At 52.7% G+C, this 15,624-nt stretch carries 12 protein-coding genes, 1 tRNA gene and 2 pseudogenes; 8 read left to right on the top strand and 7 right to left on the bottom strand.

The window, feature by feature from the left end:
• The first annotated feature begins 141 nt into the window (after positions 1-141).
• The 3 genes from NXS97_RS16760 (at position 142) to NXS97_RS16750 (ending at position 3,292) form a co-directional block, all read left to right on the top strand.
• Positions 142-1,563 carry a M20 family metallopeptidase gene (locus tag NXS97_RS16760; RefSeq protein WP_022623150.1) on the top strand — a complete coding sequence of 474 codons (1,422 nt, stop codon included), beginning with the start codon at positions 142-144 and terminating at the stop codon, positions 1,561-1,563.
• Positions 1,560-2,834: an MFS transporter gene (locus tag NXS97_RS16755; protein ID WP_029569130.1), complete on the top strand. Its 1,275-nt coding sequence runs from the start codon at positions 1,560-1,562 to the stop codon at positions 2,832-2,834. Before NXS97_RS16760 ends, NXS97_RS16755 begins: the two co-directional genes overlap by 4 nt.
• A gap of 275 nt (positions 2,835-3,109) precedes the next feature.
• On the top strand, positions 3,110-3,292 hold the full coding sequence (locus tag NXS97_RS16750; protein WP_028715787.1) for a hypothetical protein: 183 nt from the start codon (positions 3,110-3,112) through the stop codon (positions 3,290-3,292).
• A gap of 544 nt (positions 3,293-3,836) precedes the next feature.
• Here NXS97_RS16750 and NXS97_RS16745 read toward each other — a convergent pair.
• Positions 3,837-4,196 (bottom strand): annotated as a pseudogene (locus tag NXS97_RS16745) (IS3 family transposase); the annotation flags it as partial.
• A 63-nt stretch (positions 4,197-4,259) separates the two neighbouring features.
• On the opposite strand from NXS97_RS16745, the pseudogene NXS97_RS16740 reads away from it, so the two are divergent.
• A pseudogene (locus NXS97_RS16740) lies at positions 4,260-5,291 on the top strand (IS3 family transposase); the annotation flags it as partial.
• Positions 5,292-6,209: 918 nt separating this feature from the next.
• On the opposite strand, the gene NXS97_RS16735 reads toward NXS97_RS16740, so the two are convergent.
• Entirely contained in the window at positions 6,210-6,518 is a 309-nt protein-coding gene (locus tag NXS97_RS16735; protein ID WP_112900432.1) for a hypothetical protein, read from the bottom strand.
• A gap of 290 nt (positions 6,519-6,808) precedes the next feature.
• Positions 6,809-6,884 (bottom strand) — tRNA-Phe (locus NXS97_RS16730).
• A 294-nt stretch (positions 6,885-7,178) separates the two neighbouring features.
• On the opposite strand from NXS97_RS16730, the gene NXS97_RS16725 reads away from it, so the two are divergent.
• The 4 genes from NXS97_RS16725 to NXS97_RS16710 are packed head-to-tail and all read left to right on the top strand — an operon-like array spanning position 7,179 to position 10,095.
• On the top strand, positions 7,179-8,408 hold the full coding sequence (locus NXS97_RS16725; protein ID WP_116220043.1) for a SpoIIE family protein phosphatase: 1,230 nt from the start codon (positions 7,179-7,181) through the stop codon (positions 8,406-8,408).
• A gap of 16 nt (positions 8,409-8,424) precedes the next feature.
• Positions 8,425-8,991, top strand: a complete 567-nt coding sequence (locus tag NXS97_RS16720; protein ID WP_014605071.1) for a SiaB family protein kinase — start codon at positions 8,425-8,427, stop codon at positions 8,989-8,991.
• A 10-nt stretch (positions 8,992-9,001) separates the two neighbouring features.
• Positions 9,002-9,388 carry a DUF1987 domain-containing protein gene (locus NXS97_RS16715; protein ID WP_202631168.1) on the top strand — a complete coding sequence of 129 codons (387 nt, stop codon included), beginning with the start codon at positions 9,002-9,004 and terminating at the stop codon, positions 9,386-9,388.
• Positions 9,385-10,095 carry a GGDEF domain-containing protein gene (locus tag NXS97_RS16710; protein ID WP_013027166.1) on the top strand — a complete coding sequence of 237 codons (711 nt, stop codon included), beginning with the start codon at positions 9,385-9,387 and terminating at the stop codon, positions 10,093-10,095. Before NXS97_RS16715 ends, NXS97_RS16710 begins: the two co-directional genes overlap by 4 nt.
• Here the strand turns inward: NXS97_RS16710 and mrdA are convergent.
• The 4 genes from mrdA to deoA form a co-directional block, all read right to left on the bottom strand.
• Positions 10,092-11,975 (bottom strand): penicillin-binding protein 2, encoded by a 1,884-nt coding sequence (gene mrdA / locus NXS97_RS16705; RefSeq protein ID WP_015699534.1) that lies wholly within the window; start codon positions 11,973-11,975, stop codon positions 10,092-10,094. The two genes, NXS97_RS16710 and mrdA, sit on opposite strands and share 4 nt — an antisense overlap.
• Positions 11,976-12,192: 217 nt before the next feature.
• A complete protein-coding gene (gene deoD, locus NXS97_RS16700; protein ID WP_112900433.1) occupies positions 12,193-12,906 on the bottom strand; it encodes a purine-nucleoside phosphorylase in 714 nt (237 codons plus the stop codon).
• Positions 12,907-12,939: 33 nt separating this feature from the next.
• Positions 12,940-14,163 carry a phosphopentomutase gene (gene deoB, locus NXS97_RS16695; RefSeq protein ID WP_014605068.1) on the bottom strand — a complete coding sequence of 408 codons (1,224 nt, stop codon included), beginning with the start codon at positions 14,161-14,163 and terminating at the stop codon, positions 12,940-12,942.
• A 94-nt stretch (positions 14,164-14,257) separates the two neighbouring features.
• The gene (gene deoA, locus NXS97_RS16690; RefSeq protein WP_014605067.1) at positions 14,258-15,586 is read right to left on the bottom strand and encodes a thymidine phosphorylase; all 1,329 of its coding nucleotides are present in this window, start codon (positions 15,584-15,586) and stop codon (positions 14,258-14,260) included.
• Positions 15,587-15,624 lie beyond the last annotated feature (38 nt).

Genomic DNA, 15,624 nt, shown 5'->3' with positions numbered 1-15,624 from the left:
GCCTTTTGCTGGTGCATGCCTCGAAAACGGGCAGGCAGCTTTGCTTTAAAAGCAAATCTTACTCGATAAATTGATAATTGTGGCAAAGCAGCGTTTCGGAAATGATGGGAAAACCATAATACGAATAAAAGACGAGCAAACATGACAGCCCAACAAGCGGTAGACCAGGCCACCGCCTGGTTCGACAGTGGGGAATTTCAGCGGGTTCTGGCGCGCCGCGTTTCGCAGCGAACCGAGAGCCAGCGCCAGGATCGCGACAGTGAATTACACCACTATTTACACGACGAAATCGGCCCACAGCTAAGTGCGTTGGGTTTCACCCTCCACTTCATCGAAAACGCCGAAGCGGCCCATCGTCCTTTTCTGGTGGCGGTGCGCATCGAAGATCCTGCGCTCCCTACGCTGCTGAGTTACGGCCATGGCGATGTAGTGTTCGGCGATGACGAAAACTGGCGTGAAGGATTAATGCCCTGGCAGCTCGTTGAAGAGGGCGATCGCTGGTACGCCCGTGGCAGCGCAGATAATAAAGGTCAGCACTGCGTGAATCTGGCCGCGCTGGAACAGGTGTTTCTCGCACGCGGCGGACGTCTGGGCTTCAACTGCAAGCTGCTGTTTGAGATGGGCGAAGAGATCAGCTCACCCGGCCTGGCGCAGCTGTGCCGGCAGCACGGCGATCTGCTGAAAGCCGATCTGTTTATCGCCTCGGATGGCCCGCGCCTGAATGCGGTGCAACCTACTCTGTTTCTGGGATCGCGCGGTGCCGCGAATTTCCGCCTGACGGTGACGGCCCGTGACAACGCCTATCACTCTGGCAACTGGGGCGGTTTGCTGAGCAATCCCGGCACGCAACTGGCCAACGCCATTGCCGCGCTGGTTAACGCACAGGGCGTACTTCAGGTGGAAGCACTGAAGCCTGATTCACTGACGCCGCAGGTACGTGACATTCTCAGCCAGATCAACGTTGGCGGGATGCCGGGCGATCCCGAGATCGATCCGAACTGGGGCGAACCCGCATTAACGCCAACGGAACGCCTGTACGGCTGGAATACGCTTGAAGTGCTGGCCTTCCTGACCGGCAATCCTGCGCGCCCGATGAACGCCATTCCAGGTGAGGCAACGGCCGTCTGTCAGTTGCGCTTTGTGGTGGGCACCGACTGGGAAAAGCTGGCGCAGCACGTCAGCGAACATCTGACGCAGCACGGCTTTGGCTATGTGAAGGTCGAGTTCCTGCGCGGATCGCCGGCAACCCGCCTTGATCCCACCGATCCGCTGGTCGACTGGGTGCTGGCCAGCATCGCCGAAACCAGCGGTAAGAAACCGGCTCTGCTGCCCAACCTGGGCGGTTCGCTGCCCAACGAGGTGTTTTCCGACATCCTCGGCCTGCCCACATTGTGGGTGCCGCACTCCTATCCCGCCTGCGGCCAACACGGCGTGAACGAACATATGCTGAAGTCGATTGCGCGTGAAGGTCTGCAAATCATGACCCGACTGTTATGGGACTTAGGCGAGCAAGGCCGCGAACTGGTGGCGAAGCACCGTCAACATGCCGGAGGTGCCGCATGAGCACGCTCAACACCGCTGCACCGCTGCACGCGAATAAACCCAGCCTGCATAAAACCCTTTTCGCCACTTGCATCGGTAACGCGCTGGAGTGGTTTGATATTGCGGTTTACGGCTTTTTTGCCAGCTATATTGCCCATGCGTTTTTCCCGACCAGCGATCCGTCCGTTTCTATGCTGCTGACCTTCGGCAGTTTCGGTGTCTCTTTCCTGATCCGTCCGCTGGGCGCGATTGTGTTGGGTAACTATGCCGATCGCCACGGGCGTAAAAAAGCGCTACTGCTCTCCATCAATCTGATGATGCTGGGCGGTGCCATCATTACGTTTATGCCGGGCTACGAACACATTGGTCTGGCTGCGCCCTTGTTGATTCTGCTGGCGCGTCTGATACAAGGCTTCTCTGCCGGTGGCGAATTTGGTAGCTCGACGGCGTTTCTGGTCGAGCATTTTCCCGAGCGCAAAGCCTTTATCGCCAGCTGGCAGTTCGCCACGCAAGGGGCAAGTACCCTGATGGCCTCCGCGTTTGGTCTGGGATTAACGAAAATCCTGACGGAAAGCGAGATCCAGGACTGGGGCTGGCGCATTCCTTTTGCCTTTGGTCTGCTGATCGGCCCGCTGGGGATCTATATTCGCCGCCACGTACATGAACCTGCCAGCTTCGCCACCCGGCAGCCTGAAGTCGCCCCGCTTAAGCGCCTGTTTGGTCGTCAGAAAGAGCTGATGCTGCTGGCGATTGGCCTGATGGTGATCTCTACGGCGGTTAACTACATGCTCAACTATGTGCCGACCTACGCCACCCGCAATCTCCACCTGCCCGGCTCTGTGGCCTTTACCGCCACCTTGCTGGCGGGGGTGATCCTGACCGTGGTGACGCCGATTATGGGCCTGTGGGCAGAGCGCGTGGGCCGGGTTCCGCTGATGTGGGGATCGCTGATTTTACTGATTGTCACCATCTACCCTGCCTTTAAGCTGGTGGTGAATCACACCACGCCCACCACGCTGATCGTGCTGGTCTGCTGGATGGCGTTGCTCAAGTCGATTTACTTCTCCACGGTACCCTCGGTCATGGCCGATCTGTTTCCTATGGGCACGCGCGCCAGCGGCATGGCGATCAGCTATAACATCGCGGTGACGGTATTTGGCGGATTTGCGCCGCTGATCTGCACGCTGTTGATCACCGCCACCGGCACCAGCCTGGCTCCCGGCTATTACCTGATGGCGATGTCGGTGCTGAGCGGCCTGGCGCTGCTGCGAAGCCAGAAGCGGGTGACGTGAGAGGACAGGTGCACAGGGTTGTGCACCTGACGGATTTTATCATCGTGATGAACAGACAGCATGTTTTTGGAAAGAGATTCCCATTTTTGTCATCCATGTCAGATTTCCGCTGTTCGTCATGGCAACCTTAATCATTTACACGTTATGGCGCATGGTTCATCTTTACGGTGTGGTCAGCAACTCGGTTCGATTTCAGCATGACCGGGCTTCACTCTTTTTGTTGCATCATGCCCAGTCATTGAAGTGTGTACCTCTCTCATAACAAGGATGATGGGATGACAATCTCTAAGGAAAAGACCAAAACAAATCAGTACCAAATCCGACTTTCTCACGAGTTTCGGACGCAGCTCGAAGAACAGGCGTGTGAGGATGGTGACGTCAACCTGGCGACGTGGATAAAGCGGGTACTGCGGAAAGAGCTTAAGGTAAGGGGCATTGAGCCGAAGGGGGGAATTTAGGTTGGAGTTATTTCGCTTTAACGGCATTATTATTGTTGTCTCAACAACCAGCCAATGTTTCAGCTGCCAGAGATAAATGCTTATGCGGTTGCCAGTTTTAGTTGACTACTACAGTGCTGACGAATAATGGATACGTAGAGTAAAATTACCCCAAAGTGATCTCGAAGCAGTAGTTAATAAAGAGGGTATGGTTAAAAGTAAAGATTACATAGCTAAATGGCTTTAGACAGGTGAGGATTTATAATGAGTGCAGTAAAAGTTGCAATTAATCCATAGGACTTCACTCTTTATAAATTTGATGACTCTACTTATATAATGAAAGTCATATTTAGTGAAGGCGAGTATAAAGTTGATGTGGAGAGGTTTTTTATTTTAACTGATTATTTTTCTGGGTTTGAATATAACATCTAAAAATTAAAAAAAATCTCTCAAGAAATAAGAAGTGACTATAATAAGCACAAGTATAGAGAAATTAATAAGATTGGCTTTAATATTCTTTAAAGTTTTTTTAACAAGTTTATCACTATGAATCGCCACGGATAATCTAGACACTTCCGAGTCGTTGATAATACTGGTTTTCATATTCTGTCGGTGACATCTGATCGCTCAAACCATGCCGACGCATACTGTTATAAAACATTTCGATGTAATCAAAAATATCACTGCGGGCTTCTTCCCGCGTTCCGTAGATCTTTTTCTTTATCCGTTCGCGTTTCAGCAACTGGAAAAAGCTTTCTGCAACCGCATTATCGTGGCAGTTACCGCGACGGCTCATGCTGCCCTCAAGGCTGTGTGATTTCAGGAACGATTGCCACTCATAGCTTGTGTACTGACTACCCTGGTCCGAATGAACCAGCACCTGTTTTTGGGGATTACGCCGCCATACAGCTGTAAGTATCCCGTCAAAACGAACCATTCACTTCTAGAGATCTTCCGACATACTGATTATGTCCCTGAGGAGATCACCATGCGTAAAGCCCGATTTACCGGGCACCAGATCGTCACCGTTCTCAAGTCTGTTGTAGCCGGACGTACCGTCAAAGATGTCTGCCGCGAAGCGGGAGTATCTGAGGCTTCATATTATAACCGGAAAGCGGAGTATGACGGCATGGAAGCCTCTGATATCAAAAAAATGAAGGATCCTGAGGACGAAAACCACCGATCAAACAGATGCTTGCCGACCTGAGTCTGGAAAACCGCGCGTTAAAAGACGTCATTGATAAAAAGCTTTAAATCAGCGATAAAGCGTAAGTTCGTCAGCTGTGTGAAAGCGATGTTTTCGATTAGCGTACGTCAGGCATGCAGGACATTATCGCAGAGCTGGACGGTCTGTTTTTACCAGCTCGATACCCGTCGCGATGAGCCGGTGATCCAGACGCTGACTGAACTAGCGGAGCGCTATCCGCGATACGGCTTTAAGAAGCTGTTCCAATTGCTGCGCAGGCAGGGCAATAGGTGGAACCATAAACGCGTTCACCGGATTTACTGCCTGCTGAAACTGAATTTTCGTCGTAAGGGAAAGCAACAACGTCTGCCGGTGCTCAATCCGGCTCCGCTGACGACGCCGGAAGCACTTAATCAGAGCTGGTCGATAGATTTTATGCATGATGAGTTGGTATGTGGCTGACGCTTCCGGACATTCAATATGGTGGATGATTTTAAACGTTAAGCGCTGGCGATAGAAATTGACCTGAATATCCCGGCGCAACGCGTCGTGATAGTGCTGGACAGGATAATGGCAAACCGCGGCTATCCGCGGAAGATGCGTATGGATAACGTGCCAGAACGGGTATCACTCGCACTGGCGCAATGGGCCGAAGAACATAGTGTGTTGCTGGAATTTATCAAGCCGGGAAAGCCGGCGCAGAATGCGTTTATCGAGAGTTTTAACCGGACATACCGGACAGGGATACTAGATTTTTATCTGTTAAGAACGCTGAATGAAGCACGGGAAATCACAGAGCGCAGTTTGACGGAATACAACAGCGAGCGGCCTCATTAATCCCTGAATAACATGACGCCGGAAGAATACCGGCTGATGGCTAAGAAACTGGAAATCTCAAAAGTGTGTGTAAATAAATCTGGGATACTTAAAACCAATAGTAAATGTTTAGAAAACATGGCCGATAAATATATTTTAAGCAATAGAAATGTACAAAAATGGCTAAATATTTTTTATTATCTCATTTCTTTTTTATATTAACCCTCTTAAAAAAGATAATTTAAAACCAATCTCGAACTCAATAAGTAAATCTCAAGCAAAAAGCCAAATCCATATATAGTAGAGAGTCTTGTTAGTAAAATTAATTTATGAGCCCCTACAAATATTTAATTATTACCCTAAGGAAAATTAATTCATATGAAATACTCACCCACCTGTCTCAGTGTCGTAGATTTTTAAATTTAGTCTCTCCAGCCATAATAAATCGCAACATCAACTTTGAATACACTACACCATTCTCGACTAAACTTCGCCGCTTTTTCTGCTTACTCATCTGTGTTTCGATTGCAGGCTTTTTTTTTCCGAAGCGCTGGATCTGACAGCGTTAGCATTCGGTAATTATCAGATGATTGAATTGTACGAGCAAGCTAAGTCTTACAAGTTAAATTTTGAGAGGTTTGACATGGCTATAAACATTATGAAAGCATTCTTAACATCCACTCTTTATTTTACTTTTTCAATGCAATTCATAACTATTTGTGCATCCATGTGACGAGTTAAAATAATTAATAACTAGTTTAGTCTATTTCCATCAGCCCCATTCAGGGAATATCACGTTTCATTTTCTACACGTAACTTTTCAACTACTTAAATTATTTTCCTCTCTGCTACCTTACTTCATACCATTTCAATGAAGTAAGATTTATGTGATGAAGGCATTACTGACATCGCGGTATGTTAATCAACGGGGACAAATCACGCACTATTTTTAGCGCCATATGCCCGTCTTTTCTCGATCATTCTTATATAGAAATCATGAAACTCTTTATATTGCCTTTCTCTGATTTCTTTAGGAAGCATTTCACGAGATTTTGACCAGGCATCCAGTTCTGGCTTGCATTTTATGTATGCGTCGTCGACGATTTTTTTTGCTGGAATTTTTGTGCTTATGAAAGGAATCGTATTGTCATTGAGGCATTCCACTTCGGGTGTCATAAAACCGGGAGTGTATGAGAATGCGAACGCAGGATATAAGATGCCTAAAAATAATGTACGTTTCATCATACAGCTTCCTGTTGCTGTTTAGCCTGCTTGGTTATCCAGGGAATAATTCGCTTCTGCGGTATCTCATCAGCTCGCACACGGCGAAGCTGCGTGTTGTGCAAGGCAATGACGAAATGCGCCTCTGTGCCATCCCCGCCCATATGCTTTCAGCATCACATAGTGAAAATGCCGACCATCGAAACCGTAAACCAGAACATTACGATCGCGTAAATCAACCTTACCTCAACAACATCACAGCGTTAAAGCCCCCAAACGCAAAAACCCCCGCCGAAGCGAGGGTTTCAAATTTGTGGTGCCCGAACCCGGAATCGAACCAGGGACACGGGGATTTTCAATCCCCTGCTCTACCGACTGAGCTATTCGGGCAACGGGGCGCATTAAACCTTAAGCAGGCCCCAGCGTCAAACGCTTTTCACAAAAATGAAATCAACTGACGGGTTTTCCATCAACCAGAAGGGGAACGGGCGAAAATTTAGCAATCCGCCCAATCAACCGCCGGATTTTCGCGCTGCAGAACGCCCTCTGGCAGGCTATTTTTCGCTGCTATTTTGCTTTAACTGCGATTTATCGGCCCTCTTTTTCCCAACCGTTTTTTTGCCATAAATCCGTCATCTGCGCTCATTACTCTAAGATTATTCCTGGACAATCAAGAGCCGCATCATGCAGTTACCCGCCTCTGTGAATACTGTGGTTTCCGCCTCAAGCCGCTATGACGCGCGGGTGTTATGCATTGAGGTCCCTTTCGTCAGTCCGGAGACAGATAACCGTGCCGTCATGGCACTCTTTGCCGAACACAAAGATCTGATCGGGTTGCCCGTAGTGGAAAACGGCAAGCCGTTCGGCATGATCAACCGCCACATCTTTTTATCGCAGATGGCGCGCCCTTTCTTTCCCGAACTCTATGACCGCAAGAGCTGCATTGCCTTTATGGATAAGTTCCCGCTGGTGATTGACGTGGAAAATACGCTGGAAAGCGTTGCGCAGCAGGTCGTGGCCAACGGGGATAAGTCCGTCGCCGATGGGTTTATCCTGACGGAGAACGGGCACTATATCGGCATTGGTTTAGGGATCGATCTGATTCGCCGCGTCTCCGATTTACAGGCGCGCCAGCATCAGCAAATTTTACAAAGCATTGATTACGCGCGGGTCATTCAGGACGCGATGCTGGATCGGTCCAACCAGCTGATTGCCTCCCTGCTCGACGACTGGTGTTTGTACTGGCAGCCCCGAGACGGCGTGGGCGGCGATTACTACGCTTTTCACCGCCATGACAATGGCTGGCTGGCGGTCATCGCCGACTGCACGGGCCACGGGATTCCCGGCGCTTTTATGACGGTGATTTTGCAGTCGGCACTGGAAAACGCGCTGCGCGAGGCCGATCTGCAGGCACCTGCCAGCATCCTGCATGCCCTTAATCACCATATTAAACAAACCCTGGGCCAGCTGAACGCCTCCCAGCAAACCTCACTCTCTAACGATGGCTGCGATGCCATCGTGATGTCAGTTGATACCGGGCTGCATCAGCTGCGCTGGGCCAGCGCCCGAACCCAGGCATTTATGCTCAGCAACATCAGCAATGAAATTATCTCGCTCAGTCAGGATCGCGTCCGCGTCGGCTATACCGATACGCCGGAAGACTATCACTGGCCTGAACAGAGCCTGGCGTTTAATCCAGGCGACATGCTGTTTGTCCTCACGGATGGCGTCACCGATCAACCAGGTGGCGAACGGAATATCATGTTTGGCAATAAGCGTATTCAGTCTCTGCTGATGCGCTATCAGCATTTGCCTATGGCGGAGTTATCGCTGGCGTTTCAGCAAGACTATTTAAGCTGGCAAGGTAATCAGGCGCGACGCGATGACGTCACCTGGTTTGGCTTTCGCTATTGACTGCACCGGGAAGAAAATGAAAAACGAGTCACTACGGGGTCTGCCCTTTAATACCGAATCGCAGTCCGGCCTTATTGCATTGCAGTATACCGGCTTTTTTTCACCGCAGAACATCACGGCGATGGGCGAAGTGGTCAAACTGTTTCTGGAGAATCACGAGCGGTCACAAAAAGTCAGGCGGCGGCTGTTCTCCAGCTTTGTCGAGATTGCGCAAAACATTCTGCGTTACTCGCAGGACAGCCGGGCGCTGAGTCATAACGATCAGCTGTATCGCTTTGGTTCATTGAGCCTGCGTTACGATGACGGTCGCTACTATCTGGAAAGCGCAAACCTGGTCGGCAGCGACGCCACTCATCAACTGCGCGGGGATCTGGATTCGCTCCGCGTGATGAATGCGGATGAAATTAAACAAGCTTACCGAAACCGGTTACGCGCTGAGAGTCCGGTCTGGAGCAAAGGCGCCAATATCGGCTTGCTTACCCTGGCGCGCGACGTCAGTGAACCGCTGGAGTATTGTTTCCAGCCACTGGAGGCCAGCGAGCTCTCTGCCTTTTGGCTTAAGGCCACTATCTGCCATGACTGAAGAAGCCCCTATGCAAATCATTCAACTTACCGCCACTGAATGTACGCCCGCCGTAGAGTTTGACTTTGTGGCCCACCGATTCTCCCTGCGGGGAGAATCCTGGCCAGAGAATGCCGCCGCCTTTTACCGTCCGCTGCAAAGCGCGCTGGAAAGCTGGCAGCCTCAGGCCAGCCAAGCGGCAGAGGTGAATATCGACCTGAGCTATTTCAACAGCTCAAGCACCAAGATGCTGTTTGGGCTGTTTGATCAGTTCAACAGGCTCGCGCAGAGCGGCTGCACGATCGTACTGAACTGGTTTTACGATGCCGAAGATGACGTGTCAGAAGAGTTTGGCGAAGAGCTGTCTCTGGATTTCACCGCGTTAACCGTGAAGCTGCATGCGGAACAGCGCCAATGACGCACCTCAATGAGCTGTTTCTGGAAGAAACCCAGGCACTCAATCAGGCCAGCCATGTCGCGGCGCAGCATAGCCTGCAGGCTGAAGAGTATCGGCAGGCGCTGCTACAGCTCAACGGGCACTACCAGCGACTGATGCGTGAAACCTATCGGTTAATCTCACGCAGCGATCGGGCAGAGCGTGAGCTGAACCGGGTAAATGAGCAACTGAACGAGCTGGCAACGGAACTGGAGTACAAAGCCACGCACGATCCCCTGACGGATGTCTGGAACCGCAGCGCGATTATTCAACGCATCAGCGATACGCTGGACCAGGCGCCGGCGGCCTTAATCATTCTTGATATCGACTTCTTTAAACGCATCAATGATGAATACGGTCATCCCGTCGGGGATAAGGTGATTTGCGAACTGGTACAACGTATTCAGCGTAATACGCCTGCCATCGCCAGCATCGGTCGAATCGGCGGTGAAGAGTTCACCATCATGCTGCCCAATACCTGGCTGGGCGATGCGGTTATCGTCGCCGGAGCCATTCTCGCCTCGCTGAACGCCTCGCCGTTAAATGCGCTGCCGGAGCGGCTGGTCACGGCCAGCCTCGGCGTCAGCTGGGGCGCAGCAGGCACCCGGTTCGAAACGCTTTACACGCAGGCAGATGCCGCGCTGTACGATGCCAAAAAGCACGGGCGTAACCGGGTATTCTTCCGCTAGCCTGCCTGGTGCTGTGCCACCTCAACGGGCGGCGGGGTGGTCGGCGGCAGGAAGATATGGTCAAGCAGCTTGCGCATCACCGGCGCGGCAACCACGCCTTCACTTCCGCCGTTTTCCAGAATCAACGCCACCGCAACTTTGGGAGCGCTGAAGGGTGCGAAGGCGGTATAAAACGTATGATCGCGCAGCCGTACCGGAATCATTTTGGCGTTGTAGGTCTGGTTTTCTTTCAGGCTGAACACCTGAGATGTCCCACTTTTCGCTGCAATGCCGTAAGGCGCGGTATGGAAATATTTATAGCCCGTGCCGTTCGGTGCGTTGGCCATGCCAAACATAGCGTGGCGCACTAATGACCAGTAGGGAGAATTCGGATCGCCAATCTGCGCCTGTGGCAGCTTAGGCTGATAGAGCTGAACCCGGGTGCCGAGCTGGGATTTTTCCAGTAAGTGCGGCGTAATCACCCGTCCATTATTAATCAAGGTTACCAGCGCCTTCACCATCTGAATCGGGGTCGCAATCCAGTAGCCCTGACCGATCCCCACCGACACCGTGTCCCCCTGATACCAGGGCTTTTTATGGACTTTCATTTTCCAGTCGCGGCTGGGTAGCAGGCCGCTGTACTCTTCGTTCAGATCGATGCCTGTGGAGCGGCCGTAACCAAATTTGCTGAGCATGGTGTGAATGCGATCGATGCCCATCATAAAGGCCACCTGATAGAAGAAGGTATCTGCAGACTCTTCGATCGCTTTGGTGACATCGAGCGTGCCGTGGCCGCTTTTTTTCCAGTCACGGTAGCGACGGTCGGTGCCCGGCAGCGTCCATGTTGGGCCGCCAAAAAAGGTGGTTTGCGGCGTAATCACATGGGTTAACAGGGCAGACATCGCCATATAGGGTTTGACGGTGGAGGCCGGGGGATACAGGCCCTGGGTGACACGGTTAATCAGCGGCAGGTTTTTATCCTGCAGCAGCGTCTTGTAGGCTTTATAGCTGATGCCCTTCACAAAAGGGTTGGGATCGTAGCTGGGGCTGGAAACCATCGCCAGCACGGATCCGTCATGGGGATCTTCCACCAGTAACGCGGCACGCTGTCCGGCCAGCAGGCTTTCCGCATACTGTTGCAGATGCAGGTCCAGCGTCAGGGTGATGTTCTTGCCTGCTACCGGCGGCACTTCTTTCAGCACCCGGACAATGCGGCCATGGTTATCCACTTCCACTTCCTGATAGCCAGGCTTACCGTGCAGCAGGGATTCGTAATAGCCTTCAATCCCCTGCTTACCAATGTTGTGGTCAGCCGCGTAGTTTTCAGCAATGCCTTCGGCATTCAGCCGCTTATAGTCGTTATCATTGATTTTAGAGACGTAGCCAACAACATGCGCCAGATCGGCCCCATAGGGATATTCCCTGTCCTGATAGGTATCAATGCTGACGCCGGTAAACCGGAACTGGTTGACTGAAAAGCGCGCCACCTCTTCGTCGGTAAGTTCCTCTTTGAGGATAACCGGTTTGTAGCGGCTGTTCTGCCGGAGATCGTGCTGAAAACGCGTAATGTCGTCCGGTGTCAGATCGATAAGCGGCGTGAGCTGGCGCAGCACGTCCTTCATATCGTCCACTTTATACGGGGTGATAGTGATGTCGTACCAGGTCACATTGCGCACCAGCGGAATCCCGTTACGGTCGAAAATCAGCCCGCGCGTGGGCGCGATAGGGATCATTTTGATATCGTTTTGGTTTGAGCGCGTCTGGTAATAGCTGTGATCGCGTACCTGCAGGCGATACAGGTTTAAACCCAGGATGGTGAAGCAGATGCAGACCAGCACAAATGCCATGGCGGCACGGCGTACAAACAACTTCTCTTCAGCGTCGAAATTTCGAAAATTCATCAGGCAGGTATTTTCAGTCTGGCATGTTGTTATTTATTGTTCGGCTTCATGATAGTGGCATAAGCGGTCCTTGCCAGTAGCAAGATGCACAAGCCTGATGAAAAGTGTGTCATTTGATGAGAATGTTGCGAAATGAGCGGGAAGCGTAAATCTTCTGACGCGCTCACCCGGCAACGTCGCGCTGCCGGGTGAGCAAGAGCATCAATGAGCGTGGAGATTAATCGCCCAGCAGCACAGATTCCAGCGCAATCTTAATCATGTCATTAAAGGTTGTCTGGCGCTCTGCGGCAGTCGTCTGCTCATGGGTACGGATATGATCGGACACGGTGCAGATCGTCAGCGCTTTCGCCCCAAATTCAGCAGCCACGCCGTAAATGCCGGCGGCTTCCATTTCCACACCGAGAATGCCGTACTTCTCAATTACGTCAAACATCTGCGGATCGGGCGTGTAGAACAGGTCGGCAGAGAAGATATTCCCTACGCGCGCGTCAACACCCAGATTTTTGGCCGCATCGACAGCGTTGCGCACCATATCGAAATCCGCAATCGCGGCAAAATCGTGATCCTTGAAACGCATACGATTCACTTTGGAATCGGTCGATGCGCCCATGCCGATCACGATATCACGCAGTTTCACGTCGGGACGCACGGCACCACAGGAACCCACGCGGATGATTTTCTTCACGCCGAACTCGGTGATCAGCTCTTTGGCGTAAATGGAGCAGGAGGGAATGCCCATGCCGTGGCCCATGACGGAGATTTTGCGGCCTTTATAAGTGCCGGTATAGCCCAGCATGCCGCGCACGTTGTTCACCTCAACGGCATCTTCCAGAAAGGTTTCTGCAATGTGCTTCGCACGCAGCGGATCGCCCGGCATCAGTACGACGTCTGCGAAATCACCCATTTCTGCATTAATGTGAGGAGTTGCCATAATTCTCTATCCTTTTTAAAAATTTCGCTGTTTTTACAGCATGTTCTTGCCGTAGTCCATGGGGGACAGGTCAAAATAGTGCGCGATCGTCTGGCCGATATCGGCAAAGGTGTCGCGATAGCCCAGCGACCCCGGCTCAACCTTCGGTCCGTAAATCAGGATCGGAATATGCTCGCGTGTGTGTTCCGTGCCTTCCCAGGTCGGGTCACAGCCGTGGTCGGCGGTGAGGATCAAAATATCATCCTCTTTGACCAGTTCCATGAGCTCTGGCAAACGGCGGTCAAACAGCTCCAGGCCGCCCGCATAACCCGCAACGTCGCGGCGATGGCCCCAGGTGGAATCGAAGTCGACAAAGTTGGTGAACACAATCGCTTGATCCGGCGCAGTTTTCATTTCCTGAATGGTCGCATCAAACAGCGCGTCCAGACCGGTGGCTTTCACTTTTTTAGTGATGCCCTGCTCAGCATAGATATCGGCAATTTTACCAACCGAAATCACATGACCGCCCTTCTCGTCCACCAGCTTCTTCAGCATGGTCGGCGATGGCGGCTCAACGGCCAGATCGTGACGGTTGCCGGTGCGCTCGAAGCTGCCTGCTTTGTCGCCCACAAACGGCCGGGCAATCACGCGACCAATGTTGTAGCCGCCTTCGGTCAGCTCTTCGCGCGCAATTTCACAAAGTTCATACAACCGCTCCAGCCCGAAGGTTTCTTCGTGGCAGGCGATCTGGAATACGGAGTCCGCCGAGGTGTAGAAAATCGGCTTGCCAGAGTGCATGTGCTCTTCGCCCAACTGGTCGAGGATTACCGTACCGGATGAGTGGCAGTTGCCGAGATAGCCGGGTAAACCGGCGCGTTCCACCAGCTTGTCCAGCAGCGCCTGCGGGAAGCTGTTCTGCTTATCGCTGAAGTATCCCCAGTCAAACAGAACAGGCACGCCGGCGATTTCCCAGTGGCCTGACGGCGTATCTTTGCCCGATGAAAGCTCACTGGCGTAAGCATAGGCGCCCGTGATCTTCGCCTCAGGATCCAGCCCCGCAGGAAAACGACCAGTAGACAGCTCAGCCGCTTTGCCCAGGCCCAGCGCGGTCAGATTAGGTAAGTGCAGCGGCCCTTTACGGCCCTTATCCGCCTGACCGTTAAAGCAGGCTTCTGCGATATGACCTAACGTATCTGAACCTGCATCACCGAATTTATCGGCATCTTTGCTAGCGCCGATTCCAAACGAATCCAGCACCATAATAAAAGCACGTTTCATGCCAGTCTCCTGCGCCAAAAGCGCGCGACAAGTCAAAAAAAAGCGATCAGATCAGTATACCTGAATCCGGGACGGTATAAAGGGGTTCCCTGCGTCAGCCTGCCTCAGTGACGCGGCGATACACGACAGGCGTGGCTGCCGGGGCGCGTTCACCCAAGGTAATCGCGGCTTTTACGGCGGCAGCGGCCTGTTGCCAGTGCGCTTCACTGCTGGCATGGATGACCGCCAGCGGACGTGAAGCATCCACCTGCTCGCCCAGGGTGATCATGTCGCTCAGGCCCACGCTGTAATCGATGGCATCACTGGCGCGCTGGCGTCCACCGCCCATCGCCACCACCGCCATGCCCAGCGCGCGGGTATCCATATGGGTAACACAGCCTGCCCGGTCGGCAAAAACCGCTTTGCTCATCGTTGGCGCAGGTAAATAGCTGTCGTAGCGCTCAACAAAATCGGTCGGGCCCTTCTGCGCCGCCACCATGCGGGCAAACACCTCTGCGGCCTTGCCGTTATCCAGCACAGTCATGAGTTTTTCGCGCGCCTCAGCCTCATTTTCCGCCAGTTTGCCGGAGATCAGCATTTCGCTGCACAGCGCCAAAGTGACTTCCAGCAGGCGCGGGTTACGCTGCGCACCGGTCAGGAAGCGCACTGCTTCGCGCACTTCCAGCGCGTTACCGGCCGTGGAGGCCAGCACCTGGTTCATATCCGTTAACAGCGCCGTGGTGCGACAGCCCGCGCCGTTGGCGACGCCAACAATGGCCTGCGCCAGATTTTCAGAGGCTTCATACGTGGGCATAAATGCCCCGGAGCCGACTTTGACATCCATCACCAGCGCATCCAGCCCTTCGGCCAGCTTTTTCGCCAGAATCGAGGCGGTGATCAGCGGAATCGAATCCACGGTGGCCGTGATGTCGCGCGTGGCGTAAAAGCGTTTGTCCGCCGGAGCCAAGGAGTTGGTTTGGCCAATAATTGCCACGCCAACCTGCTTTATGGTCTGGCGAAAGTGGTCATCACTGGGGAAAATGTCAAACCCGGGAATCGCTTCCAGCTTGTCCAGGGTGCCGCCGGTGTGCCCCAGCCCGCGACCTGAGATCATCGGGATATAGCCGCCACAGGCGGCCACCATCGGCCCCAGCATCAACGAGGTGACATCGCCGACGCCGCCGGTGGAGTGCTTATCGACCACCGGCCCGTTCAGATTCAGGGATTTCCAGTTCAGCACGGTGCCTGAGTCACGCATCGCCATCGTCAGAGCAACCCGCTCCGGCAGCGACATATCGTGAAAATAAATGGTCATTGCCAGCGCGGCAATTTGTCCTTCCGAAACGCTGTTATCACGCACGCCGTTAATGAAGAAACGAATCTCGTCTTCACTCAGCGCGTGGCCGTCACGTTTTTTTCGAATGATTTCTTGTGCAAGGTACAAAGTCGCCCCCTTACGTCAGGGAAAGAGGAGAAAAGGCG

This window comes from Pantoea sp. B623 (assembly GCF_024814475.1).
Classification (GTDB): Bacteria; Pseudomonadota; Gammaproteobacteria; order Enterobacterales; family Enterobacteriaceae; genus Pantoea; species Pantoea ananatis.
Note: the sequence above shows the minus strand (reverse complement) of the source record. Positions and strands in the feature narration are given on the sequence as shown.

What these genes read in the sequence shown, in the direction of transcription:
- NXS97_RS16750 (WP_028715787.1), top strand. Translation starts at nt 3,110, where the DNA reads ATGACAATCTCTAAGGAAAAGACCAAAACAAATCAGTACCAAATCCGA.
- NXS97_RS16735 (WP_112900432.1), bottom strand. Translation starts at nt 6,518, where the DNA reads ATGATGAAACGTACATTATTTTTAGGCATCTTATATCCTGCGTTCGCA.
- NXS97_RS16755 (WP_029569130.1), top strand. Translation starts at nt 1,560, where the DNA reads ATGAGCACGCTCAACACCGCTGCACCGCTGCACGCGAATAAACCCAGC.
- mrdA (WP_015699534.1), bottom strand. Translation starts at nt 11,975, where the DNA reads ATGAATTTTCGAAATTTCGACGCTGAAGAGAAGTTGTTTGTACGCCGT.
- NXS97_RS16710 (WP_013027166.1), top strand. Translation starts at nt 9,385, where the DNA reads ATGACGCACCTCAATGAGCTGTTTCTGGAAGAAACCCAGGCACTCAAT.
- deoD (WP_112900433.1), bottom strand. Translation starts at nt 12,906, where the DNA reads ATGGCAACTCCTCACATTAATGCAGAAATGGGTGATTTCGCAGACGTC.
- NXS97_RS16720 (WP_014605071.1), top strand. Translation starts at nt 8,425, where the DNA reads ATGAAAAACGAGTCACTACGGGGTCTGCCCTTTAATACCGAATCGCAG.
- NXS97_RS16715 (WP_202631168.1), top strand. Translation starts at nt 9,002, where the DNA reads ATGCAAATCATTCAACTTACCGCCACTGAATGTACGCCCGCCGTAGAG.
- NXS97_RS16760 (WP_022623150.1), top strand. Translation starts at nt 142, where the DNA reads ATGACAGCCCAACAAGCGGTAGACCAGGCCACCGCCTGGTTCGACAGT.
- deoB (WP_014605068.1), bottom strand. Translation starts at nt 14,163, where the DNA reads ATGAAACGTGCTTTTATTATGGTGCTGGATTCGTTTGGAATCGGCGCT.
- NXS97_RS16725 (WP_116220043.1), top strand. Translation starts at nt 7,179, where the DNA reads ATGCAGTTACCCGCCTCTGTGAATACTGTGGTTTCCGCCTCAAGCCGC.